Annotated in this window: 18 protein-coding genes; 10 read left to right on the top strand and 8 right to left on the bottom strand. The window is 75.6% G+C overall.

Annotated elements, in window-relative coordinates; all coding sequences use genetic code 11:
- The first annotated feature begins 604 nt into the window (after positions 1-604).
- From ACIQUT_RS02285 to ACIQUT_RS02315, 7 genes are all read left to right on the top strand, one after another.
- On the top strand, positions 605-2,908 hold the full coding sequence (locus ACIQUT_RS02285) for a hypothetical protein (RefSeq protein WP_403558300.1): 2,304 nt from the start codon (positions 605-607) through the stop codon (positions 2,906-2,908).
- Complete coding sequence (locus ACIQUT_RS02290) at positions 2,901-4,997, top strand: ATP-binding protein (protein WP_403558301.1); 2,097 nt, start codon at positions 2,901-2,903, stop codon at positions 4,995-4,997. The genes ACIQUT_RS02285 and ACIQUT_RS02290 overlap by 8 nt, the downstream gene beginning before the upstream one ends.
- Positions 4,994-6,544 carry a hypothetical protein gene (locus ACIQUT_RS02295; protein ID WP_403558302.1) on the top strand — a complete coding sequence of 517 codons (1,551 nt, stop codon included), beginning with the start codon at positions 4,994-4,996 and terminating at the stop codon, positions 6,542-6,544. Before ACIQUT_RS02290 ends, ACIQUT_RS02295 begins: the two co-directional genes overlap by 4 nt.
- A complete protein-coding gene (locus tag ACIQUT_RS02300) occupies positions 6,541-7,998 on the top strand; it encodes a hypothetical protein (protein WP_403558304.1) in 1,458 nt (485 codons plus the stop codon). Before ACIQUT_RS02295 ends, ACIQUT_RS02300 begins: the two co-directional genes overlap by 4 nt.
- A gap of 79 nt (positions 7,999-8,077) precedes the next feature.
- Positions 8,078-8,872, top strand: a complete 795-nt coding sequence (locus tag ACIQUT_RS02305; RefSeq protein ID WP_403558306.1) for a BTAD domain-containing putative transcriptional regulator — start codon at positions 8,078-8,080, stop codon at positions 8,870-8,872.
- A gap of 20 nt (positions 8,873-8,892) precedes the next feature.
- Positions 8,893-12,351, top strand: coding sequence for a DUF3376 domain-containing protein (locus ACIQUT_RS02310; protein WP_403558308.1), 3,459 nt, complete (start codon positions 8,893-8,895; stop codon positions 12,349-12,351).
- A gap of 55 nt (positions 12,352-12,406) precedes the next feature.
- Entirely contained in the window at positions 12,407-14,464 is a 2,058-nt protein-coding gene (locus ACIQUT_RS02315) for a SpoIIE family protein phosphatase (protein WP_403558310.1), read from the top strand.
- Positions 14,465-14,610: 146 nt separating this feature from the next.
- Here the strand turns inward: ACIQUT_RS02315 and ACIQUT_RS02320 are convergent, their stop codons facing one another.
- Together ACIQUT_RS02320 and ACIQUT_RS02325 are read right to left on the bottom strand one after the other, a co-directional pair.
- Entirely contained in the window at positions 14,611-17,430 is a 2,820-nt protein-coding gene (locus tag ACIQUT_RS02320) for a SpoIIE family protein phosphatase (protein WP_403558312.1), read from the bottom strand.
- A gap of 399 nt (positions 17,431-17,829) precedes the next feature.
- Entirely contained in the window at positions 17,830-18,972 is a 1,143-nt protein-coding gene (locus ACIQUT_RS02325; protein WP_403558314.1) for a glycerate kinase, read from the bottom strand.
- A 217-nt stretch (positions 18,973-19,189) separates the two neighbouring features.
- On the opposite strand from ACIQUT_RS02325, the gene ACIQUT_RS02330 reads away from it, so the two are divergent.
- From ACIQUT_RS02330 to ACIQUT_RS02340, 3 genes are read left to right on the top strand one after another with little or no spacing between them, the layout of a single operon-like run.
- Entirely contained in the window at positions 19,190-19,690 is a 501-nt protein-coding gene (locus tag ACIQUT_RS02330; protein ID WP_403558316.1) for an NUDIX domain-containing protein, read from the top strand.
- A 49-nt stretch (positions 19,691-19,739) separates the two neighbouring features.
- Positions 19,740-20,168 (top strand): hypothetical protein, encoded by a 429-nt coding sequence (locus tag ACIQUT_RS02335; RefSeq protein ID WP_403558318.1) that lies wholly within the window; start codon positions 19,740-19,742, stop codon positions 20,166-20,168.
- Between the two features lie 31 nt (positions 20,169-20,199).
- Positions 20,200-20,718: a YcxB family protein gene (locus ACIQUT_RS02340; RefSeq protein ID WP_403558319.1), complete on the top strand. Its 519-nt coding sequence runs from the start codon at positions 20,200-20,202 to the stop codon at positions 20,716-20,718.
- 21 nt (positions 20,719-20,739) lie between these two features.
- Here ACIQUT_RS02340 and ACIQUT_RS02345 read toward each other — a convergent pair whose 3' ends face one another.
- The 6 genes from ACIQUT_RS02345 to ACIQUT_RS02370 all read right to left on the bottom strand — a co-directional run bounded on the left by ACIQUT_RS02345 (position 20,740) and on the right by ACIQUT_RS02370 (position 26,517).
- Positions 20,740-21,264: a methylated-DNA--[protein]-cysteine S-methyltransferase gene (locus ACIQUT_RS02345; protein WP_403558321.1), complete on the bottom strand. Its 525-nt coding sequence runs from the start codon at positions 21,262-21,264 to the stop codon at positions 20,740-20,742.
- 15 nt (positions 21,265-21,279) lie between these two features.
- Positions 21,280-22,764 carry an AlkA N-terminal domain-containing protein gene (locus ACIQUT_RS02350; protein ID WP_403558323.1) on the bottom strand — a complete coding sequence of 495 codons (1,485 nt, stop codon included), beginning with the start codon at positions 22,762-22,764 and terminating at the stop codon, positions 21,280-21,282.
- Between the two features lie 315 nt (positions 22,765-23,079).
- Positions 23,080-23,901 (bottom strand): CDP-diacylglycerol--serine O-phosphatidyltransferase, encoded by an 822-nt coding sequence (pssA, locus tag ACIQUT_RS02355; RefSeq protein WP_403559290.1) that lies wholly within the window; start codon positions 23,899-23,901, stop codon positions 23,080-23,082.
- A 25-nt stretch (positions 23,902-23,926) separates the two neighbouring features.
- Positions 23,927-24,583 carry a phosphatidylserine decarboxylase gene (locus ACIQUT_RS02360; protein ID WP_403558325.1) on the bottom strand — a complete coding sequence of 219 codons (657 nt, stop codon included), beginning with the start codon at positions 24,581-24,583 and terminating at the stop codon, positions 23,927-23,929.
- Positions 24,584-24,771: 188 nt separating this feature from the next.
- Positions 24,772-25,986 carry an acyl-CoA dehydrogenase family protein gene (locus tag ACIQUT_RS02365; RefSeq protein ID WP_403558326.1) on the bottom strand — a complete coding sequence of 405 codons (1,215 nt, stop codon included), beginning with the start codon at positions 25,984-25,986 and terminating at the stop codon, positions 24,772-24,774.
- A gap of 27 nt (positions 25,987-26,013) precedes the next feature.
- Complete coding sequence (locus ACIQUT_RS02370) at positions 26,014-26,517, bottom strand: MaoC family dehydratase (protein WP_403558328.1); 504 nt, start codon at positions 26,515-26,517, stop codon at positions 26,014-26,016.
- Positions 26,518-26,521 lie beyond the last annotated feature (4 nt).

Consider the following 26,521-nt stretch of genomic DNA (forward strand, 5'->3'; position numbering starts at 1 on the left):
GCGCGCCGCCGAGGCCGCCCGCAACGCCACCACCGCCCCCGCCACACACGCCCGTGCCGCCGACCCGGCCCCGCCGGCGCGCGACGCAGCTCGCACGGGCGGGTTCTGCGTCCCGTGCCTACCGGACTGCCCTGGTACGCCGGCCCGGTCCGGGGTTTCGCGAGGGGCGGGCGCATCCGACCGGCCCGGTGGGGGTACGGCTGCCGGACGCGCCGGGTGGGACGTGCCGCTCGGGCGAATGCGGCGAGGACGAGCGCGGCGGGCAGCACGAGGTGCCCGGAACGGGCACGGCGAGCCCCGTGGCAGCGCACTCCGCACCGGGCACCCCGGGCACCCCGGGCACCTCGGGCATCCCGGGGACCCCGGTTGTCCCGGGTGCGCCGGGTATCCCGGGCACGCCGGCGAGGCCGGGCGGTCTGTGGTGCGCGGACGTTCCCGGCGGTTCGGGGGCGGTCGGCTGCGCGGGCTGGGTGGGCGGTCTGTGGTGCGCGGGTGTTCCCGGTGGTGCGGGGGCGGCCGGCGGCGCGGGCCGGGCGGGTGCGGTGGGTCGCGGGCGTGGGGGAGTCGTCTGCGCCGGAGCGGAGCTCGGGGCGGGGTGGGTGCGGTGAGCGCGGGGCAGCCGGGGAGTGCGGCGGGGCCGGAGCTGGTCGTCGGGCGGCTGTCCGCCACCCTGCGGTACGACCCCGCAGCGGCGCCGCCCGGGCCGGACCGGCTGCGCGGGCCGCTGCGGCACGCCGTGGACGGCCACCTGGAGGCGGCCCTGCGCGCCCTCGCGCTGCCGCCCGGCCGGTGGTGCCTGGCCCGGCTCGACCTGACCGTCTCCCTCGACCTGGACCGCCCCGACCCGGCGCTGGCCCGCGACTGGTCCCGGGCCGTCGCCGCCGCGATCGCGCGGACCGTACGGGAGGACCGCGGCGCCGCCGTCCACTACCGCAACGATGCCGACCTGCTCGCCGACGCCGTCACCGGCCTCGCCGCCGGCCGCCTCGAACGGCTCTGGGCCTGGCGCCAGACCGGACTCGTACGCCCCGAGGACCCCGCACCTGCGGCGGCACCCGGCGAGGCCGTGCTCGCGGTGCTGGAACGCCACCCGCGGCAGGCCGCCGCGACCGTGCTCCGCGCCGCCGAACGCTGCGGGGCGGCGGCCCTGGACCGGGCCCTGGGGCGCCGCGGCTGGCAGCGGCTGGCCGCACTCGCCACCGCCAACGCCCCGTACCCGCCCGGCGGTACGGACCCCGACCCCGCCACCCGCGCGCTGGCCCGGACCCTGCTGGCCGGATCCCGGTTCGCCGCCCTCGTGCGGGCCGCCCGGCTGCGCCCGGCCGAACCGACCGCGGCCGCCTGGGCCGTGCTCGTCCTCGCCGAGACCGACCCCGCCGCGCTGCACCGGCCCGGGACCCGCCCCGGCCTGCACCGCCTGCTCGCCGAGGCGTTGGGAGCGCCCGACGGCATGCCGACCCGGCTCCCCGCCGGACCACGGCCGTCCACAGCGGAGCCGGGGCGGGAGGCTTCCGCCCGTCCCGCGTCCGCCGCGCCGGCGGAACGCGAGGCACCGCCCCGAGGCCGCCGTGTCGAGGAGGCCGGAGAGGACCCGCCCGGGGCGTCCGACGCGCTCGTGCCCGGCTGCCGCACCCCGGCGCCGGACGCCCCCGGCGAGCGGGCACCCGTACGCACCCCCGGGCTGCCGGACCGCCTCCCGGCGGCGGAGGCGAACCGTCAACCCGGCCCGGAACCCGCCGCGGAGCCGGCGGCCGAGGGCGGCCTGCCCACCGACTGGGCCGGGCTGCCGTTCCTGCTCGCCACGGCGGCCGAGGCCGGCCTGCCGGACCGGGTCCTGGACGATCCCGCCCTCGCCGCACGGCCGCTGCCCTGGGTGCTGCACGCCGCCGTGCGCGCCCTCGTACCCGCCGTTCCCGCGGGCGACCCGGCCGCCCTGGCCCTCGCCGGCCTCGACCGCACCAGGGCCGCCCGCGTCCTGGGCGCCGATCCGCCCACCCCGGACGAGCAGGCCCGGATCGACGCACTCGCCACCGCCTGGGCCCTGGCCACCGCCACCCGCCTGGCCACAACGGTCGCGCCAGCCCCCTCGGTTGCAGCGGTCACGCCGACCACCCCCGTTGCAGCGTCCGCCCTGGCCACCCCCGTTGCCGCGTCGATGCCCGCTGTGCCGGCCCCACCGGTGCCGCCGGTCGCGGGCGTCCCCGCCCCCCGCCTCGCCGCAGCGGCCATCCCCGTTGCCGCGTCGGTGCCTGCCGTGTCGACCCCACCGGTGCCGCCGGTCGCGGGTGTCCCCGCCGCCCGCGTCGCCGCAGCGGCCGCGTCGGCCGCCCCCGTTGCAGCGTCCGTGCCCGCCGCCCCGGCACCGCCGGAATCGGGCGTCCCCGTCGGCGCGGTCCGGTCGGTGCCGCCGGGTGCGGGGGTTCCCGCTGTCCTGGCTCCGCCGGTGCCGCCGGGTTCGGGGGTTCTGCCGGCCCCGCTCAGCGCGGGTCCGGTTGCGCCGCAGAGCGTGTGCACACCGCCCACTTCGGCCGCCGCCACCCCTGCCCCGCCGCTCGGCAGCGGTGCGCCTTCCGGCGTGCCGGCCCGCCCGCCGGCCTTGGACGAGCGGTGCGGCTCCGTGGATCCGGCGTCCGGCTCCGAATCCGGCCTCACCGATGCGGCCCCGCCGACCACGGCCCCGGCCGCAGCGGCGCCGCCGTCCGACGTGCCGGCACCGGCGGATGCGGACGCGCGGCGGGCCGTGGCGGCGCTGGCCCGGCGGCGCGGGCGGGTGGCGGCCGAGGCGGGGTGGATCGAGGTGGTGCTGGCCGCCGGGGATGCCGATCCGCAGGTCCGGCGGGCAGGGCTGGACCTCGATCCGGGCTGGATCGGCTGGCTCGGGGCCGTCGTGAGGTACCGCTATGTCTGACCGCATCAGCCGTGATCTGTCGCTCCGGGCCGCCGCCGTCGCCGTCCGGGTCGCCGAGCTGCTGGAGACCACCTGCAGCGAGGAGGCCGGCGCCGAGCCCGCCGCCTTCCTGCGGGACTGGGCCGCGGCCGCCGAACGCCGCGCCCCCGGTCCCGGTTCCGGCTCCGGGCGGACCCCGCTCGACCGGCTCGTGCACTGCTACGGGCTCGGCGTGCTCGAGACCGAGCTCCTGCTGTTCGCGGGGCTCCCCGAGGAACACGAGGGCCTCGCCCGGACGTTCCGCACCATGCACCCGGCCGGCGCCCCGCACCCCAGCGTCGGCCTCGCCGGGCTGCTCATCGACTGCGCCGCCAGCCGTGGCACGGCGGGCGCCCGCACCACCGCCCCGGACCGGGTCGGGTTGCGCCGGCTGCTCCACGAGGGCCCCGCCGTACGGGCCGGGCTGCTCGCGCTGACCGGCGACGGCCCCCTCCACGAGCGCTCGCTGACCCTCGCCGACCAGCTGTGGGAGGCCCTGCACGGCCACCCGGCCCGGCCCGCCGCGCTGGAGCCGGCCGACGCCGGCCCGGCCGTCCCCGGGCTCGACGGTTGGCTCGCCCTGCCCGAGAGCGTCCGGGCGGTCGCCGCGCTCCGCTCCCGCGAGCCCCGCACCCTGCTCGTCAGCGCCCGCGACGAAACCGTCGCCCTCAGCCGCTGCGCCGCCCTCGCCGACGCCGCCGGACTCGGCGTGTTCGCCGCCCGCGCCCGGCCCGAGGACCCGGCGGCCATGGGCCTGCTGGGGGCGCACGCCGCCGTACGGGGCGCGGTACCGCTGCTGGTGGTCGCCGCGCCGGCGGCCGGGGCGGGCCCGGTCACCCCCGCCGCCGACCGCATCCCGGGCCCGCTGCTGGTGTGCGCCGCACCCGGCGCCGTACGCCCCGGGCCGCAGCGGCCCGTGCTCACCGTGCCCGTCGGCCCCGTCGGGGTGGCGGACCGGCGCCGGGCCTGGCAGGCCGCACTGCCCGAAGCGCCCGCCGACGCCCCGGAACTGGCGGCCCGGCACCCCCTGGACCCGGCGCTCACCGCGCAGGTCGCCCTCGACGTGCGCAGCCGCGCCGCCCTCGCCGGCCCCGGTACCGACACCGGCACCGGCACCGGCCACGACGGCCGCCCGGACGTGTCCGGTGCCATCCGGGCCCGGGCCGGGGCCCTGCTGCCCCCGGGCGTCGACCTGGTCGGCCCGAGCGCTTTTTGGTCGCGGCTCGTCCTCTCCGCGGAGGCCGACGGCCAGCTGCGGGACGCCGTCGCCCGGCTGCGCCACCAGGCGCTCGTCCTCGACGACTGGCGGCTGCGGGAGGCCGCCCGGGCCGCGCGCGGCGTACGGCTGCTGCTGACGGGGCCGCCCGGCACCGGCAAGTCCCTCGCCGCCGAGGTGCTGGCCACCGAGGCAGGCCGGGACCTGCTGGTGGTCGACGGCTCCGAGCTGGTGTCCAAGTACATCGGCGAGACGGAGAAGAACCTCGCCGCCTGCTTCGAGGCGGCCGAGCGCACCCAGGCGGTGTTCCTGCTGGACGAGGCCGACGCCCTGTTCGGGACCCGCACCGAGATCTCCGAGGCGAACGACCGCTTCGCGAACATGGAGACCGCGTACCTGCTCCAGCGGCTGGACCGGTTCGACGGCCTGGCCGTCCTGACGACCAACCTGCGGCAGAACATCGACGCGGCCTTCATCCGCCGCATGGACTTCGTCGTGGAGTTCCCGCTGCCCGACGAGGCGGGCCGGCACCGGATGTGGGACCTGCACCTGCCCGCGGCGCTGCGGCACGCCGACGTCGACCTGGCCGCCCTCGCACAGTGCTACCCGGTACCCGGCGGCTGGATCCGCAACGCCGCGATCGGGGCGGCGTTCCGGGCGGCCGACGAGGCCGGACAGGTCCGGCAGGCCCACCTCGCCGACGCGATGCGGCGCGAGTACGGCAAGGCGGGCCGGCCCTTCCCCGGGGACCCGGTCACCCCCGGCGGCGCCGGCGCGGACCGCCGGGCCGCGCAAGCCCTGGCCGCCGCGGCAGACACGGCGAACGAAACGCCCACCCGGAAGGAGAACCCATGACGGCCCTCGGCACCGGCGGCACCCCGTGCGGCTGCGGCTGCACCGGCGGCGGCACGTCCGCCCCGGACCTGCCCACCGGACCCTCGCCCGGAAGCGGCCCCTGCGGCCCCGGCCCCTGCGGCGGGGAGGAACTGCCCGCCAACCCCTTCCTCGCCCTGCGCGTGGCCTTCGGCATGCTCCTCGGCGAGGACGACTTCCGCGTCCTCATGGGCAATCCGCGCGGCAAGCTCATGCTCCACAACGCCTGGCTGCACGGCCCGGGCGTCATCTGGGGCCTGGGCGTCGCCCGGGACGGCGACGAACTGGCCGTACTGCCCGGACTCGCCGTGGACGGGCTGGGCCGCGAACTCAGCCTGGACGCGCGGTGGTGCCTCTCCCTGACGCAGTGGGCGCGGGACTGGGCCGAGCAGCACCCCGCCGACCCGCCCGCGGAACCCGCCGCCCGCCCCGCCGAGCCCGCCGCCCATCCCACCGCCGGGCCCGCGGACCGCCCCGGCGCCCGTCCCGCCGACCGGCCCGCCGCCCATCCCGCCGTGGGCGAGGAGCCCTGCCCGCCCTGCCGCCGCACCGCCGAGGCCTGGATCGTCGCCGAGTTCGCGTCCTGCCCCGACCGCCCGGTGCCGGCCCTGGCCGACCCCTGCGACGTGACGCGCCGCCACGACGACTTCTCCCGGACCGTCGAGACGGCGGCGGTCACCGTCCGCTCCCGTCCGCCCGAGCCCTGGCGGCCGTACCACCGCGTACGGGTCCTCCTCGGCCTCGACGAGGCCGGCGAGGGCGACGCCGCCGGCCGCGAGGCGCTCCGCGAGGCCGCCGAGGTCGCCCGGGTCCCCGCCCACCTGCGGGCCCCGGCCCTGCTCGCAGCGTTCCGCCGACTCGCCGCCGCCGACGCCACCGAGCAGGCGCCGCGGTGCGAGGAGGGCGACGCCTGCCCGCCCCGGGCGCCCGTGACCGAGGAGCACGCGGCGGTCGTCCTCGCCCGCCTCACCGTCGAACTCACCGAGTACGACGGCTGCGTACGCGTCGACGACGTGCGCATCGACCCCTCCGTGCGCACCGCCGTCCTGCCCACCACCACCCTCCAGGAACTGGCCTGCGGCCTCGCCCCCGGACTCGTCGGTGCCCTTCCCGAAGCGGACGCCGGAGGCCCCCGCCTGATCCGCGACTCCCTCGCCTGGAGCCGCGAGCACACCGTGCTCACCTTCGACGTCACCGCCCCCCTCGCCCCCGGCTGCGCGGAACCGGGAGGCGTCGAGATCACCTCGCTCTCCGACACCGGCCGCGGCTGGGCGACCGACGAGGTCGCCGGGATCGGGATCTCCGCCGACGGCCGCCGGGTCCGGGTCGACCTCGACCAGCGGCCCGCGTACGAGACCGTACGCATCCGCATCCGCGGCACCGGCCCCACACCGCTGTACGGCGACGCCCCCCGCGCGCCCTTCGCCGGGCCGGACGGCGGGCCGCCGGGCACCCTCGACGAGGGCCACGACGCCGTCGTCACCGTCCACCTGCCGCGCGGGACGGCCCCCGAAAGGACCGAGGAATGACGATCACCGAAGGAACCGCCGACGGCGGGATCGACCGGCTCAACGCCTTCGACGGCCTGTTCCTGCGCGCCGAACACCTCAACCTCATCCAGGACTACGCCCGGGAACTCGCCCTCGCCGTCGGCGCCTGCGCCGGCCCCGGCACCGTCGAGGGCTACGAGGTCACCGTCCAGGACGGCACGCTGCGCGTCGGCGCCGGCCTCGCCGTCAACGCCGAGGGGCGGCCGCTGCGCTCCGAGAGGCTGGTGACGATCCCGCTCACCGGCCTCACCCCCGGGCTCGACGGGTTCTGGTGGGTCGAGGTCGCCCCCGCCACCCGGGACCACGGGGAGGCCCCCGTCCAGGGCAGCTACTGCGACGACCCGTGCTCCGGGACGGGCACGACCCGGCACCCGTACACCGCCGAAGGGGTGCGGATCCGGCTCGTGGAGGACAGCGAGCGCGGCCTCGACAGTCAACTCCCCGCCGCCCGCCGCAACTTCCTCGCCTCACGCGTCTTCGGAGCCGAGCGCACGGCGCACTCCGCCTGGCCGTACGGCACCGCCGCCGCCACCCTGCCGCGCGCCTGGGGGCCGCCGGCCGCCGCCCCGAGCCGGCCGGCCGCCGTCCGCCTCGCGGTACTGCTGCGCGTCCCCGGCGCGGCCGCCGGCTTCGAGGCCGACGTGTGGACCGCCCGCCGCGACCGGGGCGCGGCCCCGCCGTACCGGTACTGGCAGTCGCGGCTCGGCCTGCGTCCCTGGGACGTCTACACCGCCCAGATCCTACAGTTCCAGAGCCAGTTGGCGCAGGTGCTGACGGGCCGGACGGCCCGGGAGGCGCCGTCGGCGCAGGGGCCGCAGGGGCCGCAGGGGGAGACGCGGGACGCGCCGGGGGAGGGGCCCGCGGCCGCCGGGCCCGGGCTGGGGCCGCTGCTGGAGCAGCTTGCCCTGCTCGGCGACCAGCAGTTCCTGCGGACCCACACCAAGGACCAGCTGGGCCGGGAGGTGGCCCGGATCGTGGCGGGCCTCGGCGCGCACGGCGGCCCCGCCGCGGCCGCGGCGCCCGCGGCGGCGGCCGAAGGCCCGTACTCGCTGGAGCAGTTGGGCATCGTCGAACTCCCGCCCGCCGGATACCTGCCGGTCCGCGCCGACGACGAACCGGAGGAAGGGGAAGGAGGCGGGGAGGGAGACGGCGACGGGGACGGGAGCGGGAGCGGCGACGGGGACCGCAGTGTGCCGGGCCGGATCGAGACCCTGCTCGGGCAGCAGGCGTACCTGCGGTACTGCCGGTGCGGTCCGGCGGACATCGCCGAGGCCGTCGAAGAGGCCCGCAACCGCGACCGGATCCGGCTCGACACCCCGTCCTATCTCGACATCCTGGTACCCGTCGACGAGGAGGGGGAGCCCGCCGGCGACTGGGTCGCCTTCGTCCGCAGCCGCCGCCGCATCTGCTACAGCCCTGGCAGCCGGAGGTGAAACTGTTGCACTCGGTGACTGATCCGTGACGGTCTGCGCATAGCATGGGTGGTCGGACTTCTCTGGGGGAGGACCGCTCATGAACCAACAGTTCCTCGATTCGCCGTCCCGTGTTCCGGGGGCGGGTGAGGCGCCGATGCTCCATCTCCTCGGCGGCCCGCGTGTGGTCCACCACGGGAGATGGCTGGATGTTCCGGAAGGGGGGAAGCGACTGCTCGCGTTCGTCGCGCTCAACGGGGGCAGGGTCGAACGGAGGCATGCCGCGGGCACGCTGTGGCCGTCCGGGGACGACCTGAGGGCGGCGGGCAACCTGCGGTCCGCGCTGTGGCGGCTCAAGGCCGCCGGCATCGACCTGCTCGACTCCGACAAGTGCTCGCTCTCCGTCCGCGAGCACACCGTGGTCGACCTGTACGTGCTCTACGGGTGGGCCGGGCGGCTCATCAACGGCAAGGCCACCGCCCAAGACCTCTCCGCGCTGAAATGGCGCACGGACGCCCTCGACCTGCTGCCGGGCTGGTACGACGACTGGGTGCTGCTGGAGCGCGAGCGGGTCCGCCAGCGGCTGCTGCACGCCCTGGAGGCCCTCAGCCGCGAGCTGGGCCGCGTCGGGCGGCATGCCGAGGCGGTGGAGTCCGCGCTGGTCGCGGTCAGCGCCGAGCCACTGCGCGAGAGCGCCCAGCGGGCCCTGATACAGGCGCACTTGGCGGAGGGCAACCTGGTGGAGGCCATGCGGGCGTACGACACCTACCGCAACCTCGTCCGGCGCGAACTCGGGGTGGAACCCGGGCGCGAACTCTCGGGACTCATACGCGACTTCTGCCGCACCGCCACCCGCTCTCGCGAGGTCCTCGCCGCCCGGGTGCGGCACGCCTGATCCCGGGTCAAGCTGGGGGCATGAGCGACGACCCACAGGGCGGGCGCAGCTCCGAGCTGCGGCTCGCCCTCGCGATGCGGGGCGGGGTCAGCCTCGCCGTGTGGATGGGCGGGGCGTGTTGCGAGACGGCAGCCCTGAGGGCGGCGGCTCCGGCGGCCGCCCCGGACCCGGAAGCCGCCCCGGACCAGGGCACCCCGGAACACGGGGACCCGGACCGGGGTCAGGGCCACGGCCGGGGACAGGGGCAGAGCCACGGCCACGGCACGGGGCAGGACCACGGCCCGGGGCAGGGGCAGGGCCAAAGACAGGGCCACGGCAGCGGTGAGGGCGAAGGCCGCGCTCAGAGCCAGAGCCAGAGCCAGGGGCAGGGCCAGGGTGGCGCCGAGGGCCCCGGGCCGGGTGTCTACCGGGGGCTGCTGCAGGCCTGCGGTTACGACCACGTCAACATCGACGTCCTCGTCGGCACCAGCGCAGGCGGCCTCAACGGCGTCCTGATGGCCTGCCACCTCGTCTACGGCATGCCCTTCGGCAAGGGCGTCCGCGACCTGTGGCTGCGCCTCGGCGACCTCGAAGGACTGCTCCGCCGCTCGCTCCCGTTCCGCCTGCCCGCCTCGCTCCTGCGCGGCGACGAGGTCTTCTACCGGGAGCTGCGCGCCGCCCTCGGCACGCTCGTCGACCAGGCCCCGCCGGACTGGAAGCCCCCCGCCTCGCTCCGGCTGATCCTGACCGCGACCCGGCTGCGGCCCCGCCGCGACTGGGTGCGCCCCACCCTCGGCCGGCCGCTGCTGGTCGGCCGCTCCAACGCCTACTTCCGCTTCCGGCACCGCAGCGCCCTGACCGACTTCCCCGACGACACCACCGGCGCGGCCCGCGAGACCGCCCTGAACCGGCTCGCGTACGCCGCCCGCACCACCTCCTCCTTCCCCGGCGCCTTCGAGCCGGGCCGGGTGTACGTCGGCAACGGCGCCCAGCCGTTCACCGACCCGCTGCCCGTGGACATGCGGGGCGTCAGCAGCGAGACCGGGCACCCCGACGAGAGCCTGGGCGGCTGCGCCGAGCTCATGGACGGCGGGCTGCTCGACAACATCCCCGTCGCCTGGGCGGTCCGGGCCGTCGCCGCCGCGCCCGTGGACCGCCCGGCCGAGCGGTGGCTGCTGCTCTTCCAGCCCGTCCCGCCGTTCCCGCCGCCGCCCGAGCGCGGCACCGGCCGGCGCGTCCCCCGGCTCGTCCGTACCGCCGCGGCCTCCCTGGCGGTGAAGGCCGGCACCGAGTCCCTCCGCGACGACGCGCTCGAAATGGAGGCCGCCGCGGCCGCGGCCCGGCAGCGGCAGTGCGCCGCCGGGGTGCTGCCCCCGGCCCTGGACGAGCTCCAGGGCACGGCCCTGGCCCGGCTGCCCGCGTACCGCGCGAAGGTCGGCGCCGCCGAGGCCGCCCGGCTGATCCGGCTGCTGGAGGACCCCGCCGAGGTGACCGGCCCGGACGGGCTGCCGCTGCCGGCCGGGCCCGGCCCGCTGGAGCCGCTGGACGCGACCGGCCCGGGCTCGGTCACCCTCTTCGGGCGGCTGCGTGCACCGCGGACCGCGGCCGGGCTGGTGCTGCCCGAGGGGTCCGGCGCGCTCCCCGAACCCGGCCACTCCCCGCTGGCCCTGGCCCGTACGGTGCGGCTGCTCATGGACTGGGTGCGGGCCTGGGAGGCCTGCGGAACCCCGGCGGACCCCGCCCTCGCCGCGGACCTGCGGCGGCGGCTCTACGCGTTCCGCTTCGCCGTCGCCACGGTGATCGCCGCACGGGACCGGCTGCTCCTCGCCGCCTACCGCGACGAGCTCGCCCTGGGCCTGGTCCCCTCCGACGCCGCCGCCCCGTACCGGGCCGCCACCCGCCGCCTCGGCACCCTGATGCCGGTCCTCCCGCCGCCCGGCGCCGACGCGGCGCAGTGGGACACCTGGGCCGTCAACCTGGCCCAGGCCGTGACCGGAGGCCCCCCGCCCCCCGCCCCCGCGCCCGTGGTGCTGCGCGCCGCCCCCGCCCCCCTCGCGGACGTCTACGCCGGCCTGTGGGAGCGGCTCGCCGAGCTGGCCGGGGGGATCGGCGCGGCCCTGCCGGCCGGCGTCGACGGCTACGAGGCCCTGGAGGAGGCCGTCGGCACCGGATTCCCGACCATGGCCGACGCCCTGGCCTTCGCCGAGGTGCTGCTCGGCCCGCTGCGCCCGGGCCCGCTCGACGAGGGCACGGACATCCGCTTCCACGCCGTCTCCGCCGCCAACACCAGCTGGGCGACCGCCACGGTCCTGCCCGGGGTGGACCGGAACTCCCCGAAAGACCTGGTCAAGGCCAAGCTCAGCGGCAACCAGCTCAACAACTTCGCCGCGTTCCTCAGCGCCCGCTGGCGGATGAGCGACTGGACCTGGGGCCGCCTCGACGGCGCCGCCTCGCTCGTCTCCGTCGTCGCCACCGACGCGCGCCTGAAAGACGCCTTCGGCGGCATCGGGGATCCCGCGGCCCTCGGGGAGAGCGTCGCCGAGGCGACCGGACTCGGGTCGGCATTCATCGAGGCCTGGGCCGCGGACGTCGTGGCCGCCCCCGACCTGCCGCCCTGGGACCGCGTACGGGGCGTTCTCACCCAGCTGCGCCAGCGCGAGATCCTCGACGAGGAGCTGCCGCTCATCGCCGACCTGCACCGCACCGGCCCGCGCTCCGGCAACCGGCCGCCGGAGCCGCCGCCCGCCCCGCCGCCCCTGGAGCCCGGCGCCTTCGACGGTGCGCTGGACGCCTTCCGGGAGATCGGCGCCGAGGGCGTCGGCCGGCTGCTCCGGGCCCGCGACCCGCGCCGGTCCGCGCTGCGCGCCGGACTGATCGCCTGGCCGGCCCTGCAGCCCACCGGCCGGGCCGGCGCCCGCCTCGTCCAAGGCGTGCTCGGCGCGCTGAAACCGCTGGTCTGCCTGCCGCTGCTGTGCGCGGTCCTGGCGCCCTGGCACACCCTGGCCGCCGCCGCGCTGATGTGGACCGGCATCGCCTTCAGCACCGGCCGCTGGTCCTCCCTCCTCGGGCACGTCCCCGTCTGCCTGTACGCCATGGCGGCGCTGGCGGCCGCCGCCCGGCAGCTGATCCGCCCGGCCTGGCCGGGCAGGATCACCGCGCTCGTCCTCGCCGCCGGCCCGCCGCTCGCCCTGTGGCTGCTGCGCGGCCTCCACCCCCCGGACGTCGGCGCCGGCTGGCGCACGGTGATCGTCGGCGCGACGTTCGCCCTGGCCGCGGGGGTCCTGCTGGACGTGGGCTCCGACCGGTGGGAGCAGCTGCTCCCGGCGGCGGCCGCCGCGGGCGTCGTGGCCGGGCTGATCCAGTTCGGGCGGGGTCCGCTCGGCGGCTGGTGGGGCGCGCTGATCCTGTACGCCGTCCTCTTCTGGGTGACGTTCGTCCTGCCCTGGCTGTACCCCCGGCTGCCCCACCCGCAGGGTGACGAGGCAGGGCCCTCCCCCTGACGCTCGGATAGGGTGAATCGGTAGGAATCGGACCCCCCGGGGTGAGGTCGGTGCGGTGGACACTTACCAGTCGACGAGCGAGGTCCCGGAGCAGCCGGCCGCGGCCGTCGGGTACGCGGGTGTGCTCCGGGAACTGCTGCCGATCGCCCTGTGGCGGGAGGACGCCGACGGCCGCGTCGCCGAATGGTCGCTGGCCGCCCAGGACCTCCTCGGCCACCGCCCCCAGGACATCCTCGGCCGCCCCGGCACCGAGGTCCTCGTCCCCGACGCCAACCGCGAGCTCGCCCACCAGCTGAGCCGCCGCGTCCAGGCCGGCGAGACCGTCGTCGGCACCCTGCCCGTACGCCACCGCGACGGCCACCGCGTCACGATGGAGATGTGGATCGTCCCCGCCGCCGACGCGCAGGGACGCACCGGCGCCATGCTGATCGCCGTCGAGACCTCCGAGGTCCTGCGGATGCGGGACTCCCTCGCCGCCCTCCAGAGCCTGTTCACCCAGTCGCCCATCGGGCTCGCCACGCTCGGCCCCGACCTGCGGTTCGTACGCGTCAACGACGCCCTCGCCCGGATGAACGGCGTCAGCCCCGCCGGCCACCTCGGCAAGCGGCTCACCGAGGTCGTCCCCGGCGTCAACGCCGACGCCCTGGAGGCGACCATGCGGCAGGTCCTGGACCGGGGCACCGCCGTCGTCGACGTCCGCCGCACCGGCCGCACCCCCGCCGACCCCGACCACGACCACACCTGGTCCTGCTCCTACGCCCCGCTCCTCGACGCCTCCGGCCGCGCCCTCGGCGTGATCGCCTCCCTCATCGACATCACCGACAGCCAGCACGCCCAGATCGAGGCCGAACGGGCCCGGCGCCGCTTCGCCGTCCTCGCCGAGGCCGGCACCCGCATCGGCACCACCCTCGACCTGCGGCAGACCGCCGAGGAGATCGCCCAGGTCCTCGTCCCGCAGCTCGCCGACTCCGCCGACGTCCAGCTGCTGGAGGCCGTCCTCGCCCCCGACGACGCGGCCGGCACGCACCGCGGCGTCCTGCGCCGCCTCGCGGCCGTCTTCCCCGACCCGGGCGCACCCACCGCGAAGCTGCTGCCCGGCCAGACCTTCAAGATCCCCGCCGGGACCGTGTACGAACAGGTCATCGCCGACGGCCGGCCCATGAACCTGTACCGCACCGACATCAACACCCTCATCCCGGACCCGCGCGCCGAGCCGCTGCGCGCCTACCTCGCCACCCTCGGCTCGGCCCGGCTGATCCCCCTGGTCGCCCGCGGCAGCGTACTCGGCGCCGTCACCGTGACCCGGCTGGCCAGCCGCGAGCCCTTCGACGAGCAGGACTGCATCCTGATCGACGAGGTCGTCGCCCGCGCCGCCCTCAACATCGACAACGCCCGGATGTACACCAACCAGCGCCGTGCCGCCCTCACCCTGCAGCGCAGCCTCAGCAACAGCGCGCTGCCCCGGGTCACCGGGCTGGAGCTGACCGGCCGCTACCTGCCCGCCAGCGACCACGACGTCGGCGGCGACTGGTACGACGTCATCCAGCTGCCCGGCGGCCGCACCGGCCTGGTCATCGGGGACGTCATGGGGCACGGCATCCACGCCGCCGCCGTCATGGGCCAGCTCCGCACCGCCGTCCGCACCCTGGCCCGGCACGGCGTCCCCCCGGCGCAGCTGCTGCGCTCCCTCGACGCCGTGGTGGCCGACCTCGGCGAGGACGAGATGGCCACCTGCGTGTACGCCGTCCACGACCCCGCATCCGGCGGCTGCACCATCGCGCGCGCCGGCCACCCGCCGCCGGCCGTGGCCGCCTCCGGCGGGCAGGTCACCTTCCTCGACGGCCCGCCCGGCACCCCCCTGGGCACCGGCGGCCGAGAGTTCCGCACCGAGGAGGTGGACCTGCCGCCCGGCAGCCTCCTCGTGCTCTACACCGACGGGCTCATCGAGGCCCGCGACCGCGACCTCGACCAGGGAATGGCCCAGCTCGGCTGGGTCCTGCGCGACCCGGCCGTCCCCCTGGACCGGCTGTGCGACGAGGTCCTGACCCGCCTGCTGCCGACCGCCCCACAGGACGACGTGGCCCTCCTCCTGGCCCGCACGACCCCCGCCTGAGCGCTCCGCGGGAGTGCCGTGATGGGTCGGCGGTCGCGCGCGGGCCCGTTGCGGCCGGTCGCGCAGTTCCCCGCGCCCCTTCGGGGCGCTGCCGAACCGCAGCCGACCCCCGCCCCCCGGGGCGGTAACCCCGCGGCGGGTGCGGGTCACCAGGCCAGGTCTTCCAGGGCGTCCAGGTCGGGGGCGGGGACGGTGGGCTCGCCTCCGGCCGTGAGCGGCAGCTCGGCCCAGATCACCTTGCCGCGCTTGGTGTAGCGGGTCCCCCAGCGGTCCGCGTACTGGGCCACCAGGAACAGGCCCCGGCCCCCCTCGTCCGTGGTCGCCGCGTACCGCAGGTGCGGGGAGGTGCTGCTGGCGTCGGACACCTCGCAGATCAGCGTGCGGTCCCGCAGCATCCGCACCCGGATGGGCGCGTTCCCGTACCGGATGGCGTTGGTGACGAGCTCGCTCAGGATCAGCTCGGCCGTGAACGCGATCTCCTCCAGCCCCCAGGCGGCCAGCTGCCCGGCGCTCGCCGCCCGCACCCGGGAGACGGCCGCCGGTTCCGCGGGCACCTCCCACTCCGCGATCCGGTCGGACTCCAGGCGCCGCGTGTCGGCGATCAGCAGGGCGATGTCGTCGCTCGGCGCCGGGAACAGCAGCGCGTCCAGGACGTCCCCGCAGGCCTGGTCGGGGCTGCGGCCCGGCCGGGTGAGGGTCTCGGCCAGCAGTACCTGGCCGGCGTCGAAGTCCCGGTCGCGGTCCTCCAGCAGCCCGTCGGTGAACAGCACCAGCCGGCTCGACTCCGGCAGCCGCAGCTCCACGGCCTCGAACGGCATGCCGCCCACCCCGAGCGGCAGGCCGACCGGCAGCTCCGGGAACTCCACCCGCCCGTCCGGCCACACCAGCGCGGGCCCCGGATGCCCGGCGCTGGCCATCGTGCAGCTCCCGGACACGGGGTCGTACACCGCGTACAGGCAGGTCGCGCCGGTGACCGAGGCCGCCTCGCCCGCCGTTGCCGCCGCCGCTTTGTCGCCGTCCGGGCCGGCGGCGGCCGCGGACTCGTTCTGGTCGATCCGGTCGATCAGCTCGTCCAGGTGGCCCAGCAGCTCGTCCGGCTGCATGTCGAGGGTGGAGAAGTTGTGCACGGCCGTCCGCAGCCGCCCCATGGTGGCCGCCGCGTGCACCCCGTGGCCCACCACGTCTCCCACGATCAGCGCCACCCGGGTGCCCGCGAGCGGGATCACGTCGAACCAGTCCCCGCCCACTCCGGCCTTCGCCGGCAGGTACCGGAAGGCCGCGTCCACGGCGCTCTGGTCGGGCAGCACCCGCGGCAGCAGGCTGCGCTGCAGGGTGACGGCCGTCGCGTGCTCCCGGGTGTAGCGGCGGGCGTTGTCGATGGAGACCGCCGCCCGGGCCCCGAGCTCCTCCGCGAACGACAGGTCCTCCTCGTCGAACGCGTCGGGCGTGGCCGCGGCCCGCCAGAAGTTCGCCATGCCCAGCACCACGCCGCGGGCCTGCAGCGGCACCGAGATCAGCGAGTGCAGCCCGTACTCCAGGGCCTGCCGGGTGCCGGCCTCGTCCTGGGCCCGCCAGCCCATCGCCGCGTCGAGGTCCGCCGCGAGCACCGCCTGCCCCGCGTCGAGGGCCGCGGCCATCGGGGCCGTCGGCACGTCGAAGCGGATGAGGTCCCCCACCGGCTGCAGCGGCTGGTCGGTGCGGACCCCGCCCATGGCCGCCCGCCGCATCTCCGAGTGCATGCCGGCGGCCAGCTCCGGATCGTCCCCGTGCAGCACCGGCTCCAGCAGCTCCACCGTCACGAAGTCCGCGAACCGGGGCACGGCGACCTCCGTCAGCTCCTCCGCCGTCCGCACGACGTCCAGCGTCGTCCCGATCCGCACCCCGGCCTCGTACAGCATCTGGAGCCGCTCCCGGGCCACCTCGGCGCGGCCGGACAGCGCGGCGAGCTCGGTGGAGTCGCGCAGCGTCATGACACTGCCGGTGGGCCGCCCCTTGTACGGCTTGGTGGGGCGCACGTTGATCGCGAGGAGCCGGTCGCCCGCCAGGTGCACCTCGTCCGTCGCGACCCGCCCCGACAGCAGCAGCGAGGTGGTGCGCGCGTCGAGCCCGAGCTCGGTGACGTTGCGGCCCTCGGCCCCCGGCGGCAGGTCCAGCAGCCGCCGGCCCTCGTCGTTGGCCAGCAGCAGCCGGTGGTCGGCGCTGATGATGAGGACGCCCTCGCGGACGGCGTGCAGCACCGCCTCGTGGTGCTCGTTCATCCGGGCCATCTCGGCGGCGCCCAGGCCCCGGGTCTGGCGCCGCAGCCGCCGGCTGACCAGCGCCGCGCCGGCGGTGCCCAGCAGCAGTGCGGCCCCCGCCGCGCCCAGCAGCAGCGGCAGCTGGCCCTCCACGACGTCCGCGACCCTCTGGACCTCTATCCCGGTGGCGACCAGGCCCACGACCATCCCGTCCGCGCCCCGTACGGGCACCACCGAGCGGACCGCGTTGGCGGGCTCGCCGCGGAACAGCTCGGTGAAGGACGTCCCGGAGACGGCGCGCGAGAGGTCCCCGCCGGCGCGCGAGCCGATCAGCTCGGGACGCGAGTCGGTGTAGCGGATCCCGTTGGTGCTCATCACGGCGATGAAGTCGACGCCGGCGGCCGCGCTTGTGGCCTCCGTGAGGGGCTGCAGGATGCGGGTCGGGTCGGACGAGTCGAGGGCCTCCGGCAGGCCGGGGGCGTGGGCGAAGGCCTCGGCGGCCGCGAGGGAGCGGTTCCGGGCGTCGCGCTCGCTGTCGTAGCGCGCCTGGAACACCAGTGCCAGCGCGGCGGCGGTGATCAGCAGCAGCACGAGGGACGCCTGCAGTGCGAAGACCTGACCGGCGAAGCTGCGGGCACCCCGGGAGAGGCGCGCGAGCAGTCTCGGGTCGAGCTCGGCCGACAGCCGGGGCGGTGACTCCCCGGGCGGTCGACCAGAACGTCCGGTCATGAGCCATTTCTAACACTGTCACCGTGGTTCGCGCGTGGCCGCGGACCCCATCCGGCCCGCCGCACGCACCGCCCCCGCCGCCCGCACCGACACCGCGCCGAAGCCCCGACTCGTACGGACGGGGCGCTGCCCCGCGCCCCGGGACCCCCGGGCCCCGGGGCAACGACCGCGGCACCAGTGGGCCGCTCGGGCTAAGCGGCCGTGGCGAAGCCGGCAGTGCCCCGAAGGGGCGCGGGGATCAGCGCGACCGGCCGCAATCGGCCCGCAGAAGATCGCCGGCCCCTGACCGCACCCCACGCGGAGCGCTTGCGCTGGGCGGGGCGGGAGCCCCGCACACGCCGGAGCCCGGCGGCCCGACCGGGCCGCCGGGCTCCGGCAGGTGCGTCGCGGGACGCCGGGTCAGAGCGCGTCGGCGGCGATGCCGGCCGCGACCTGCTCCAGCAGCGGGCCCGCGTTCGCGATGCACTTCGCCGGGTCCGGTTCGAGCGCCGTCAGCGGGTACGCCCGGCGGATGCCCGCCGCCTGCAGCGCGGACTGCTCCAGCAGGAGCCGCCCGCACACCGCCACGACCTCCTTGCCTGCCGCACGGGCCGCGGCCGCGACACCGGCCGGGGCCTTGCCGTGCAGGGTCTGCTCGTCCAGCGAGCCCTCACCGGTGATCACCAGCGTCGCCCGCTCCAGTGCCGGGGCGAAGCCCAGCACCTCCAGCATCAGCTCGATGCCGGGCCGGAAGCTCGCGCCGAGCAGCAGCGCCCCGTAGCCGATGCCGCCCGCGCCGCCCGCGCCGGGGGAGGCGGCCAGCGCGGTGGCCTTCGGGCCGATCGCCTTCTCCAGCACCAGCGCGTAGTGCGCCAGCGCCGCGTCCAGCGCCGCGACGTCGTCCGGTGAGGCGCCCTTCTGCGGGCCGTACACCGCCGCGCAGCCCTTCGGGCCCGTCAGCGGGTTGTCGACGTCGCCGGCCAGGACGAAGTCCACCTCCGCGAACCGCGCGTCGATCCCGGACAGGTCCGCCGAGGCCAGCCGGGCCAGCGCACCGCCGCCCGGGCCGACCGGTGCGCCGTCGGCGTCCAGGAACACCGCGCCGAGGGCGGCCAGCATGCCCGCGCCGCCGTCGGTGGTGGCGCTGCCGCCGACACCGAAGACGATGGTGCGCGCGCCCGCGTCCAGCGCGGCCTTCAGCACCTCGCCCGAGCCGTACGTCGTCGCCGTCAGCGGCGCGAAGACGCCCGGCGGCAGCAGCTGCAGCCCGGAGGCCTCCGCCATCTCGACCACCGCGGTACCGTCGCGCAGCGCGAAGGCGGCCGTGACCTGCTCGCCGAGGGGCCCGGTGACCCGTACCTCCCGGCGTTCGAACCCGGCCGCCACGGCGGCCGCGACCGTGCCGTCGCCGCCGTCCGCGACGGGGAGGGTCTCGACCTCCACGCCCGGTACGGCCCTGCGCAGGCCGGCCGTCACCCGCTCGGCGACCTGAACGGCCGTGAGCGAGCCCTTGAATTTGTCCGCGGCGATGAGCACGCGCGCGGATACTGCTCCGTTCGTCACCTTGCCATCCCTTGCTTTCGAACAGTGCAGTCGCGCCCCCATGAGCCTATCCGGAGGATCCTCCTATGCCCATGGGTGGCCTGGGTCACATCCGGCACGCGATGTCCGTCCATGCAGGCATGCGTCCGCATGTCGGGGTCGGTGCGGCCCGGACCCGCGGAACGATCCACCGCCCCACCCGTGATCCCGTACACCCCGCGCTCGATAGGGTGACCGGGTGACCACCACGGATGACTACGCCACGTACATCGCGAGCCTGCCCCGGGTCCTGGCCGGCTCCGCGGCCCTCTTCCGCGACGCGGACGGGCGGGTACTGATCGTCGAGCCCAACTACCGCGAGGGCTGGGCACTGCCGGGCGGGACCATCGAGTCCGACCGGGGCGAGTCCCCGCGGGCGGCCGCCCGCCGCGAGACCGCCGAGGAGATCGGCCTCGACGTGCCGCTCGGCCGGCTGCTCGCCGTCGACTGGACGCTCGGTGCGGGCCGGCCGCCGCTGGTCGCCTACCTCTACGACGGCGGCGTCCTCGGCGAGGCGCAGCTCGCCGCGATCCGCCTCCAGGTGGAGGAGCTGCTCTCCTGGCGCCTCGTCGAGCCCGCCGAGCTCCCCGGTTTCCTCCTCGGCCCGCTCGGCCTGCGCGCCGTGGAGGCCTGCCGGGTCCTGGACTCCGGCGAGGGCGCCGTGGAGCTGGAGAACGGCCGCCGCACGGACGCGTCCTGACACCGGGTCAGTGACGTCGGACTTATCCAGAGCAGGACACAATCATCTGATGATCACGATGTACGCCTGGCCGAGCACGGCCGACGGGCCGGACGCCCTCCCCCTGGTCCACTTCACCACCGACCGCCAGGAGGGCGGCGAGGTCACCCCCGACGGGACACCGGTGTGGCTCTTCGACACCGCGATACGCGAGGGCGGCTGGGCCCTTTTCACCGACTTCGACGGCTGGGCCACCCCCGCCGAGGGCTGGCGGGCCCTCTACCGCCGCGAGGACGACCTGCTGGCCGTCTCCGGTCCCGGCCCGTGCGAGGGCTGGTACGAGGGCAACCTCGGGGCCGACGCCGACTGGGTGGAGGCCGCCGCCGCCCGGCAGAGCGTGGTCCTGCTCGCCGCCCCCGTCCAGCACCCCTCCCTGTTCCCGTACGCGGTGGAGGCGGGCGCGGCCTTCGCCCTGCTGGTGCCCCTGGCCGTGGTCTAGCGGCGGGCGGGCAGCGGCTACCCTCCTGCCTGTGCACGACATACGCGACGCCTCCTTCACCACCCAGCCCTTCAGACTGACGCGTGAGGAGTTCCACGGAGCCGTCAAGGCGACCGGCCTGCACCGGCGCCAGCGACGGCTCGCCGCCGCCGGTGCGGTCCTGTTCGCCGCGATGAACGCGGCCTTCTTCTTGCTTGAGATCCCGCCGAACCGGTTGCTGCTGGGTGCCGCCGCGGGCCAGGCCGTCCTGGGCGTGGTCCTGCCCCCTGTGCTCACCGCACTGTCGTACCGCGCGTGGCGGCGCAAGGGGGAGCGGGAGGGGTATTACGTGATGGACGGGGACGGCCTCGCGTGCCACGGGGGCGAGGAGCTCCTGCGGATGCCGTGGAGCCTGTTCACCGGATACCGCGAGACGGACCGGATGTTCGTGCTCCTGTGGCGAAAGGGCCGGAAGCAGTGGTTCCTCACCGTGCCGAAGCGGCTGCTGACCGGGCCCGGTGAGGCGGAGCTGCTCGGCGCCCTGCTTGAGGACCGCATCGGCCGCCGCTAGCCGGCCCGTCCGCCCCGCGGATCAGAAGAGGGCCTCCGCGGCCGGGGCGGCGGCCGCCTTGCCGGACTCGAACTCCAGCAGCCGGACCTTGCGGTCGACACCGCCGCCGTAGCCCGTCATGCCGCCCGAGGCGCCGATCACGCGGTGGCAGGGCACGATGATCCCGATCGGGTTCTTGCCGTTGGCCAGGCCCACCGCCCGCGAGGCGTTCGGCTTGCCGAGCCGGGCCGCGAGCTCCCCGTACGACCAGGTCTGCCCGTACGGGATCCGCACGAGCTGGTCCCAGACGCTCCGCTGGAACGCGGTGCCTTCCATGAGCATCGGCAGGTCGAACGCGGTCAGCTCCCCGGCGAAGTACGCGGCGAGCTGCCGCGCCACCTCCGGGAAGGGCTCCTCGGCGGCGGCGACCCGCTCCCCGAAGGTCTCCTCGGCGGGGCGGTGCCGCTGCCCGGTCATGTACAGGCCGCTGAGGACCCCGTCCGTGGCGACGAGCGTGAGCGGCCCGTAGGGGCTGTCGACGACGGTGTGCTGCTTGATGTGCGTCATGGTGCTGCGTGCTCCTCAGGCGGGCAGGTGGTTGATCGGGTGGTCGTAGGTGGCCCACAGGTACTGGACGGCGTACGCGCGCCAGGGCCGCCAGCCGGCCGCGCGGGCGGTCAGCGCCGCGGGCGTGGACGGCAGCCCGAGCTCCGCGGCGGCCTTCCGCAGCCCCAGGTCGGACGGCAGGAAGGCATCGGGGTCGCCCAGCGCCCGCATGGCGATGACCTCGGTGGTCCACGGGCCGAAGCCGGGCAGGGCGGCGAGCCGGGCGCGGGCGGCCTCCCAGTCGCTGTCGAAGCCCAGCGCCAGCGAGCCGTCGGCCAGGGCCGCGACCAGGGTGGTCAGGGTGGTGCGGCGGCTGCGCGGCAGGGCGAGCTGCTCGGGGTCCAGGGCGGCCAGCGCCTCCGGCGACGGGAACAGGTGGGTCAGCCCGCCCTCGGCGTCGGGATCGGCCACCGGTTCCCCGTACGCGGTCACCAGCCGGGCCGCGTGGGTCCGGGCCGCCGCGGTGGACACCTGCTGGCCCAGGACCGCCCGTACGGCGAACTCGGCCGCGTCGACGGTCCGCGGGACCCGCCGCCCCGGGGCCTTGTCCACGAGCGGGGCGAGCAGCGGGTCGGAGCGCAGCTGCCCGTCCACCGCCTCGGGGTCGGCGTCGAGGTCCAGCAGCCAGCGGCAGCGGCTGATGGCGAGGGTGAGGTCGCGCAGGTCGGTGAGGGCCAGCTGGCAGCCGATGTGGTCGGGCTGCGGGGTCAGGGCGACGACCCCGGTGCCGTAGGGGAGCCGCAGGGTCCGGCGGTAGGCGCCGGCCCGCCACTCCTCGACCCCGGGGACGGCGGTGGCGGCGAGGTGGCCGAAGAGGTTGTCGGGGTTGAGCGGGGCCCGGTAGGGCAGCCGCAGGCTGATCGTCCCCGGAATCCGCGGCTCCGGCGGCCCGCCCCTGACCGCGGCCCGGGCCCGCAGCTCGCCGGGAGCGAGGGCGAACACCTCGCGCACGGTCTCGTTGAACGTCCGGATGGACGAGAACCCCGCGGCGAAGGCCACGTCACCCATGGGCAGGCCGGAGGTCTCGATCAGCAGCCGCGCGGTCTGCGCCCGCTGGGCCCGGGCCAGGGCGAGCGGGCCCGCCCCGAGCTCGGCGTTCAGCTGCCGCTCGACCTGCCGGGTGGAGTACCCGAGCCGGGCCGCGAGCCCGGGGACACCCTCGCGGTCCACCACGCCGTCCCGGATGAGCCGCATGGCCCGTGCCACGGCATCGGCGCGGGCGTTCCACTCGGGGGAGCCGGGGGAGCTGTCGGGCCGGCACCGCTTGCAGGCCCGGTACCCGGCCTGCTGGCAGGCGGCGGCACTGGGCAGGAAGGTCATGTTCTCGACCTTCGGCGGAACGGCGGGGCAGCTGGGCCGGCAGTAGATCCGGGTGGTCCGGACGGCGGTGAAGAACCACCCGTCGAACCGGGCGTCCTTCGACTGCACGGCCCGCACACAGCGCTCGGTGTCGGTGTACATGGCTCCAGCATCCCGGCCCCCAGCCCCCCGGGCTGGCCGTTTTCCGACATCAAGCCTACGCGCTCCGCACCGTGCCGCCGGCCCCGTCCGGTCCGCCACGAGAGCCCGGCGGAGGAGGTGCTGCGATCGCCTGCGGGCCGTTTGCGGCTGGTCGCGCAGTTCCCCGCGCCCCTTCGGGGCGCTGCCGACTTCGCCCCGGCCCCACCCGAAGCCCGCGTCGGGTGGCTCCGGGGGTGCTCCCGGCCCCCGGGCCCGGGCAGCGCGAAGGCCCCGGGGTGGGGAACCCCGGGGCCTTCGTACAAAGCCAGCGCAGCGCTACGGCAGCTGGGCCGCCCGCGCCTCCCGCCGATTGTGGCGGAACGTGTTCGCCCGGCGCGTGGTCGCGAACAGCGGAATGGTGGCCGCGAGCGCGATCTGCAGGGCGCAGCCGGTCTGGAGCAGCAGCTGGCCGCCGGGGGCGTCGAACGCCCACGCCGCCAGCAGCCCCATGGCCGAGACGATCCAGCTGAGCATCGCCACCGCGAGGACCCCCTGCGGCTTCGGGTACTCGACCCGGCTCACCATCAGCCAGGCCACCCCGATGATCGCCAGCAGCGTCGGCACGAACGGCAGCTCCAGCAGCACGACCGAGACGACGGTGAGCGCGCCGAAGGGGCTCGGCATGCCCTGGAACATGCCGTCCTTCATCGTCACGCAGCTGAATCTGGCGAGCCGCAGCACCACGGCCAGCAGCACCACGATCGCCGCGAGCGCGGACACCTTCTGGTGGGCGTCGTCGGCGACCATGCCGTAGACCAGCACGAAGTACGCCGGCGCGAGGCCGAAGCTGATCAGGTCGGACAGGTTGTCCAGCTCGGCGCCCATGGGGGAGCTGCGCAGCTTGCGGGCGACGATGCCGTCGAAGAGGTCGAAGACCGCCGCGAGCAGCATCAGTATCACCGCGGTCGCCGCGCTGTGCCGGGCCATGCCGGATTCGCCGCTGCCGGTGAGGTGCGGGATGAGGATTCCGGTGGTGGTGAAGTACACCGCCATGAATCCGCAGGTCGCGTTGCCGAGGGTGAGGGTGTCCGCTATCGACAGCCGCAGCGAGAGCGGCATGTCGTCTTCGGCGGCCTCCTCCTCCGCGGCCTCGGGCACCCAGCCCGTGGCGGGAGTCTCAGGGTCAGTCACGGTCAATTCGGGTCACCCCCGCGGTGGTGGCCTGACCGACCTCGACCGCGACTTCGACTCCCTCGGGGAGGTAGATGTCGACGCGGGAGCCGAAGCGGATCAGACCGATGCGTTCGCCCTGCTCCACCTTGGTTCCGGCCGGCAGGTACGGGACGATACGGCGCGCGACGGCACCGGCGATCTGCACCATCTCGATGTCGCCGAGCTCGGTGTCGAAGTGCCAGACAACGCGCTCGTTGTTCTCGCTCTCCTTGTTGAACGCCGGGACGAACCCGCCGGGGATGTGCTCCACGGACGTGATCGTGCCCGCGAGGGGCGCACGGTTCACGTGGACGTTCAGCGGGCTCATGAAGATCGCGACGCGGGTCCGCCCGTCCTTCCACGGCATGATGCTCTGCACCACACCGTCGGCGGGCGAGATGACGCGGCCCTGGGCGATCTCGCGCTCGGGGTCCCGGAAGAACCACAGCATGCCCGCGGCGAGCGCGGTGGCGGGCACGGCCGCGGCGGCCCAGCGTCCGGACTTGCGGGCCCGGGCGAGGCTGAGCGCCGCGGTGGCGACGGTCGGCAGAAGCCACGGCGATGCTCCGCGCGCGAGGCGTACGCCCAGGAGGCTGTCGCGAGGTGCAGAGGTTTGGCTGTGGGGCATGGATGACCTTCGTAGCGGTGGATTGCCGCGCCGCAAACAGGGGGACGGGACGGCGGCTTTTACTGGAATGCTATCGGTTGCGCGCGACAACTGGGCAAGCCAGAAGCTCAGTCGATGCCCGTCAGCCAGTGACTGCAAGTGATTCTTTTGCGGCGAACCCTTGGAGGATTCGCCGCAAAAGCGGACTTTCAGCCCTGGAGCCGGTACTCCTCGAGCAGGCGTCGCCCAATGATCATTTTCTGGATCTCGGCAGTACCCTCACCGATCAGCAGCATCGGAGCCTCGCGGTAGAGGCGCTCGATCTCGTACTCCTTCGAGAAGCCGTAGCCGCCGTGGATGCGGAACGCGTCCTCCACCACCTCCTTGCAGTACTCGGAGGCGAGGTACTTCGCCATCCCTGCTTCGAGGTCGTTTCGTTCCCCGGAGTCCTTTTTGCGTGCTGCGTTGACCATCATGGCATGGGCGGCCTCGACCTTGGTAGCCATCTCGGCCAGCTTGAACTGGATGGCCTGGTGCTGGGCGATCGGCTTGCCGAAAGTGTGACGTTGCTGGGCATACGAGACACCCAGCTCGAAGGCACGCTGCGCGACGCCGCAGCCACGGGCCGCCACGTTCACGCGGCCGACCTCGACGCCGTCCATCATTTGGTAAAACCCTCGGCCGGTGACCCCGCCCAGGACCCGATTGGCCGGAATGCGCAGTCCGTCCATGATGAGCTCGGTCGTGTCGACGCCCTTGTAGCCCATCTTGTCGATCTTGCCCGGGATGGTCAGGCCCGGCCGGACCTCGCCGAAGCCCGGCTCCTTCTCCACCAGGAAGGTCGTCATCGACTTGTGCGGGGCCGTGGCCGCTTCTGGACTGGGGTGTCCTTCGTCACTCCGGCACAGCACCGCCACCAGCGTCGAGGTGCCGCCGTTCGTCAGCCACATCTTCTGGCCGTTCAGGACATATTCGTCGCCGTCCTGGACCGCCTTCGACGTGATCGCCGACACATCGGAGCCCAGCCCCGGCTCGGACATCGAGAACGCGCCCCGCACCTCGCCCAGCGCCATCCGCGGGAGGAAGTGGTCCTTCTGCTCCTGCGTGCCGTGCTGCTTGAGCATGTACGCGACGATGAAGTGGGTGTTGATGATGCCCGAGACGGACATCCAGCCCCGCGCTATCTCCTCCACGCACAGCGCGTAGGTGAGCAGCGACTCACCGAGACCGCCGTACTCCTCCGGGATCATCAGCCCGAACAGGCCGAGCTCCTTGAGCCCGTCCACGATCTGCTGCGGGTACTCGTCGCGGTGCTCCAGCTCGGTCGCGACCGGGATGATCTCCTTGTCCACGAATTCGCGGACGGTCTTGAGGATCTCCTGCTGGACGTCGGTCAGCCCGGCGGTCTGGGCGAGTCGTGCCATGGCTACTTCCCCTGTTCCTTCACTCTGTCAATTGGAAAGCGTGGGCCGGCCGGGCTGCTCGCCGCCGCGCTCCTTGATGTACGTCTCGGTCGGGACCATCACCTTGCGCCGGAAGACGCAGACGAGGGTGCCGTCCTGCTTGTAGCCCTTGGTCTCCACGTGCACGATCCCGCGGTCGCTCTTGGACTTCGAGGGGGTCTTGTCCAGGACCGTGGTCTCGCCGTAGATCGTGTCGCCGTGGAACGTCGGCGCGACGTGCCGCAGCGACTCGATCTCCAGGTTGGCGATGGCCTTGCCGGAGACGTCCGGCACGGACATGCCGAGGAGCAGCGAGTAGATGTAGTTGCCCACCACCACGTTCTTGCCGAAGTCCGTGGTGTTCTCCGCGTAATTCACATCCATGTGGAGCGGGTGGTGGTTCATGGTGAGGAGGCAGAAGAGGTGGTCGTCGTACTCCGTGACCGTCTTCCCGGGCCAGTGCTTGTAGACCGCCCCGACCTCGAACTCCTCGTACGTGCGTCCGAACTGCATGACC

It is taken from the genome of Streptomyces sp. NPDC090445 (genome assembly GCF_044769385.1).
GTDB lineage: Bacteria > Actinomycetota > Actinomycetes > Streptomycetales > Streptomycetaceae > Streptomyces.

Bases quoted from the DNA above. Each gene is read 5' to 3' on its own strand.
- ACIQUT_RS02335 (WP_403558318.1), top strand. From the start codon at position 19,740: ATGATCACGATGTACGCCTGGCCGAGCACGGCCGACGGGCCGGACGCC.
- ACIQUT_RS02365 (WP_403558326.1), bottom strand. From the start codon at position 25,986: ATGGCACGACTCGCCCAGACCGCCGGGCTGACCGACGTCCAGCAGGAG.
- ACIQUT_RS02300 (WP_403558304.1), top strand. From the start codon at position 6,541: ATGACGATCACCGAAGGAACCGCCGACGGCGGGATCGACCGGCTCAAC.
- ACIQUT_RS02295 (WP_403558302.1), top strand. From the start codon at position 4,994: ATGACGGCCCTCGGCACCGGCGGCACCCCGTGCGGCTGCGGCTGCACC.
- ACIQUT_RS02310 (WP_403558308.1), top strand. From the start codon at position 8,893: ATGAGCGACGACCCACAGGGCGGGCGCAGCTCCGAGCTGCGGCTCGCC.
- ACIQUT_RS02350 (WP_403558323.1), bottom strand. From the start codon at position 22,764: ATGTACACCGACACCGAGCGCTGTGTGCGGGCCGTGCAGTCGAAGGAC.
- ACIQUT_RS02370 (WP_403558328.1), bottom strand. From the start codon at position 26,517: ATGCAGTTCGGACGCACGTACGAGGAGTTCGAGGTCGGGGCGGTCTAC.
- ACIQUT_RS02305 (WP_403558306.1), top strand. From the start codon at position 8,078: ATGAACCAACAGTTCCTCGATTCGCCGTCCCGTGTTCCGGGGGCGGGT.
- ACIQUT_RS02360 (WP_403558325.1), bottom strand. From the start codon at position 24,583: ATGCCCCACAGCCAAACCTCTGCACCTCGCGACAGCCTCCTGGGCGTA.
- ACIQUT_RS02345 (WP_403558321.1), bottom strand. From the start codon at position 21,264: ATGACGCACATCAAGCAGCACACCGTCGTCGACAGCCCCTACGGGCCG.
- ACIQUT_RS02320 (WP_403558312.1), bottom strand. From the start codon at position 17,430: ATGACCGGACGTTCTGGTCGACCGCCCGGGGAGTCACCGCCCCGGCTG.
- ACIQUT_RS02290 (WP_403558301.1), top strand. From the start codon at position 2,901: ATGTCTGACCGCATCAGCCGTGATCTGTCGCTCCGGGCCGCCGCCGTC.